The 5,317-nt window shown below is 34.0% G+C and carries 1 protein-coding gene; it reads right to left on the reverse strand.

Annotation, left to right across the window (positions count from 1 at the left end; translation table 11 throughout):
- A partial coding sequence (locus tag ACTTKP_RS10940) for a helicase-related protein (protein ID WP_442553935.1) occupies positions 1 to 5,317 on the reverse strand: 5,317 nt, incomplete at both ends.

The following is a 5,317-nucleotide window of genomic DNA, read 5'->3' on the forward strand; positions in this document are numbered from 1 at the left end:
ATAATTCAGCGTGGCTTCGTCCACATCTTCAGCTACTCTAACAGGTGTCTTGCTTGTCATTATTTGAGAGATATATTTCTGTTTGTTCTCCAATATTTGAAAAAGGTAGGCATCAAAGGTATTTTCTGTTATATATCTGAAAATATGAACATCTTTATTTTCATTACCCTGTCTTACAATACGACCTGCTCTTTGTGCCAAATCGGCAGGACGCCAAGGCACATCAGTATCATGAATAGCAATCAGCTTATCTTGACAGTTAGTTCCTGCCCCCATTTTCTGAGTAGAGCCAAGCAGTACCCTTATTTCTCCATTTCTTACCTTGTCAAAGATAGCGTCTTTTTCTTTATTATTCTTTGCATTATGAATAAACTCTATTTCATTTTCAGGCACTCCCATCTTAATAAGCTTTTCCTTTATATCATCATAAATGTTAAATTCACTTGACGGTGTTGACATATCACAAAATACAAGCTGTGTAGATTTTTTCTCCTTGTATTTATCCCAAATGCTGAATATATTGCTTATACAGGCATTTACCTTACTGCTTGGATCATCCGGAAGTAGTGGATTGATTAGTCTTTGGTCAAGTGCCATTTTCTTTCCGTCATTGGTTATAAGGAGCATATTGTCAATGCTTGAATCCACCTCTTTGTTTCTTACTCTATCTGCCCTCTTAGAAAAACTTTCAAGTATCTCTTTTTGTTCCTCAGTCGGCTTGGTTTTTATGGTTTCATAGTGTGCTGTGGGTGTTGGAAGATTTAGTACATCGGCTGTCTTTATATCCATAAACTGTTTTACTGTATTCATAAGTTCCGGAAGATTAAAGAACTTTGCAAATCTTGTCTTGCTTCGATATCCGTTACCTTCAGGATTAAGTTCTATGGCTGTTACCGTTTCTCCAAATGTAGATGCCCACGAATCAAAGTGTTGATGGTGCATTTTCTTTAATTCATCATACTGAAGATACCTCTGCATTGTATAAAGTTCCGTCATACTATTACTTACAGGGGTTCCTGTTGCGAATACAACCCCCTTATTTCCTGTTATCTCGTCCATATATCTGCACTTCATCAGCATATCACTTGATTTTTGTGAATCGGTAGTTGTAATTCCTGCAACATTTCTCATTTTTGAAAATAGATAAAGGTTTTTGTACGAATGTGCTTCGTCTACAAACAGCTTATCTATGCCAAGCTCTTCAAAGGTTATCACATTATCTTTTTTATAGTCGTCATTTAATTTTTTGAGCTTTGCCTCCAGTCCTTTTTTGGTCTTTTCAAGCTGTTTCACAGTGAATTTCTGATTTCTATCCCTTTTATACTCTCTTATAAAATCCACGATTTCATCAATCTGGCTTTGAAGTTCATACTCCTGTCTTTCTTTTGATATAGGGATTCTTTCAAATTGGCTATGCCCAATAATTACTGCATCATAATCTCCTGTAGCAATCCTACTGCAAAACCTTTTTCTATTAGTCGGTGTAAAATCTTTCTCCGTCGCACAAAGAATATTTGCCCCCGGATAAAGTTCATTAAATTCCCTTCCGAACTGTTCCACTATATGGTTAGGTACTACAAACATTGCCTTATTGCTCAGTCCAAGCCTTTTAGATTCCATAGCAATACCTATCATCTCAAAGGTCTTGCCGGCTCCCACCTCGTGTGCAAGCAGGGTATTTCCTCCGAATAAGCCTCTTGCGATAGCATCTTTTTGGTGTGGTCTTAGTTCTATTTCCGTATTCATTCCCTCAAAGGATAGGTTGCTCCCGTCAAATTCTCTTAATTTAACGGAATTAAAGAGATTATTATATTTTTCAACAAGTGCAGTTCTTCTGTCTATATCATCGAAAATCCAGTTCTTAAACTCCTCTTTTATGATTTCCTGTTTTGACCTTGCAAGCATTGTTTCCTTTTGGTTTAATACAGATCTTTTCTTCCCCTCTCCATCGGTAACTTGATCATATACATTGGTATCTCTAAGGTTTAAGGTATCTTCAATCAGCTTATAGGCATTTACTCTGCTTGTTCCATAGGTAAAATCAGAAAGGTCATTGCCCTTATCTATACTTTTTCCTTCTACATTGTATTCACCTGTAAATTCAGTATATTTAATGTCTATATTCCACCTTTTTGAACCTGATGTTTTAAGCAGATGGAACATAAAATCTTTATAGTAATTTGTATCTACCCAAGTAGCCCCCATTTTTACAGTTATGTCGCTTGCTTCAAGTGCTTTCGGCATTACCTCTTGTAGTTTTTGCTTTTGAAAGTTAAGATAGGATAATTCTTTCTTCAGGATTTCATTTTCTTTTGTCAGTTCAGTTTTTTTATTTGAATTGTCATCAACAGAAATATCAGTTTTATCTGTGTCTGAAAGAGTAGTATCGGCTTGTAGTAATTTTTCATTTTCACTTATTTCATAGTTTACATTTTTTATATATGCATCTACTATTTCAATTTTATCCCTTATATTGCCGGACAAATATTCATCTGCCGTTACATAAGGTCTTGCAAAATCTCCGTTGTTTATTGCAAAAGAAAAAGGCATTGTATCACTTGGATCAAATCCGTCCAAATTTAAGAAAATCTCTCCCTTTAATTCACTGATAAGGACTTCTCTTGATTTGTCCGTCAGGCTCTCCATATAGCCAAAGTCTACTCTGCCTTTTTGCGATATGGAGAGTATCAGTGCATCTTGAGAATTATCCGTATGCTCTATGGCTGCCGCTTTTCTTATTGTTCTTTTTGTGAATATGTCCGATTTGCCGATAAAATTTCCCTTTTTATCCAATTTTTCAAGGCTTGACATAAGGGAGTAATTGGCATCTTCCTTGAAAAGATTTGAATTTTTTCTTTCATTTATCAGACCGTATTTTTTAGAAAAATCATCGTATATCTCATTTAACTTTCCTTGTGCGGATTTTATATCTTCTTCCGGATAATCTTCTTTTTGCAGTCTTATTACTTCTCTTAATTCCTGTTCCAAGCCTATATATGCCTTTACTTTTTCTGTATCCGACTTACTTAAGGCTACCTTTTGCATTATGGAGTTTTCTCTAAAATATATCTTGTCATCAATTACTGTAAATGAAAAGTTTTTAACATTATCATCTGCCGGTATTGCCTCTGTTTCCAATTCTTTATTTATCTCCGCTTTTTCATAAGTTCCTGATATATTTTTAATTGCTGAGGATAATTTTTCTTCTAAACTTATATTTTCGTCATCTATACACGCTAAAGCTGTTCCAAATCTACTTGATATTTCTTCCATGCTTCCAAGCACCTGCTTAGGATTGTCTACAAAATATTTGTTGTAAGTTAAGCCTTTTTCATCAGTAGCAAGCTTTACCCAAGGCTCATCAAGTTTTAATAGTCTATCTCTTTTCTTTAAAAATATAATATCACTTGTTACTTTTGTACCTGCTTCACCCTTAAAGGTATTATTTGGAAGTCTAACCGCTCCTAAAAATTCCGCCCTCTCACTGATGTATCTTCTTACATCTTCACTTTTCTTATCCATTGTGCCGCTTGAGGTGATAAAGGCTATTACACCTCCGGAGCGTACTTTATCTAAAGTTTTTGCAAAAAAATAATCGTGGATAAGAAAGTTGTTTTTCTCATACTCACGATCATTTACCTTAAATTCTCCAAAAGGCACATTTCCTATTGCTACATCAAATAGGTTATTTGAAAACTTTGTTTCTTCAAAGCCTTTTATCTGTATATTTGCATTAGGATAAAGCAATTTTGCTATCTTTCCGCTTATGCTGTCAAGTTCTACTCCGTAGAATGTTGATTTATTCATTTCTTCCGGGAGATTGCCTATAAATCTGCCCGTTCCCATACTCGGCTCTAATATATTTCCACTTTCAAATCCCATATCTGCTAATTTATCATAGATTGCCTTTATTACCGTATTGGGTGTGTAAAAGGCTGTTAAGGTAGATTCACGAGCTTGCTCATATTCAAAAGGTGATAGATTTTCTTTTAAGAATTCCCTTGCATCTTTCCATTGTCCCTCTTTTTCTTCATCAAAGACATCGGATAATCCTCCAAAGCCTACATATCTGCTTAAAGTGTCCTGTTCTCCTTTTGTAGCATAGCTATGCCTTTCTCCAATTTCTTTTAAGACTTTGATTGCCTCAATATTATTTTTCAGCCTTTCAGACGGAGGTAATATTTCATCTTCTCTATTTATTTTATAGTTTATAGGAGGGATACCTCCCAAATACTTATCATCAGGAATATGCATTTCTTTTTCAGCTATTATCTCCAAGTCCAAATCTTTTTCATTTCTAAAGATTAAATGTTCACTTCCTGTAATAAAGCCTTTCATATAACTTTCATTATCTTCAAGTTTTATTGCATTAAAACTATCATTAACCTTGTCAATAGATGATACGATGTAGTCTTTGCCTTTATATTTAACTGTCATTCCCTCTTTATATATATGCTCTTTCGACAAATCTTTCTCATTTTGTCTTTCAATTTCTGAATTTATATAGCCTGTTAAAAGTACATCTCTATGGTTATCATCAAGCAGGTATGGAAGATTTCTAAGCATTTCATTGTAGCTGTCATATTTAATTGCAATATTTGTTTTTACTACAAAACCATTGTATTTAAGATTTTGTTTTAGTTCTTTGTTTTTGGTATCAAGTATAAGCTCCGCTTCATAGCCTTGTTTGCCGTCAATACTGTCTGTTATATGGGTGATATCTTTCAGTCTGCCGACTTCTATGTTCTCGGTTTTTAAGATATATTCTTCACTCATAGGATTAAAGTAATAGTTTTTTCTTTCTTCTATATCTTTTTTAATTAAATTTGACAAAACTTCCTTTTTATCCCTTATCTCAAGAACCTTATTTTTTTCTTCATCAGGAAGATTTACTCTAAACTCTAATTCATTTTCCTTGTTTATATAGGCTATGCTTTGCCTTGCATCATCAATCATTAAGTTATTGTTTGAAATGTATATATCTTCATAATAGTTTGGAAACTGCTCACCAAAACTTGATATATAAAAATCATAGCCTAACTTTTCTTCTGTTACGGTATCTTCCTCTATTTCAAACAAGCCTTTATTTTCAATATAAAGCAAGTCATTTAAGTCGGTAAGAGGTGTATCTTTCATACCTACCGCTATTTCATCAAAGAGTTTATCTACTTTTTGGCTTTCTCCAAAAGTTCTTCCCCTATATAAAGGATAAACCTTGCCCTGTAAATTATCTTTCCTTGGATAAATTTTAATCCCTGTTTTGTGAAGGGCAATATCACTTACCTTTTCTTTATCAACTACTGCATAGTAATATCCT

The sequence above is a fragment of the Catonella sp. genome (assembly GCF_052169795.1).
Taxonomy (GTDB): Bacteria; Bacillota; Clostridia; order Lachnospirales; family Lachnospiraceae; genus Catonella.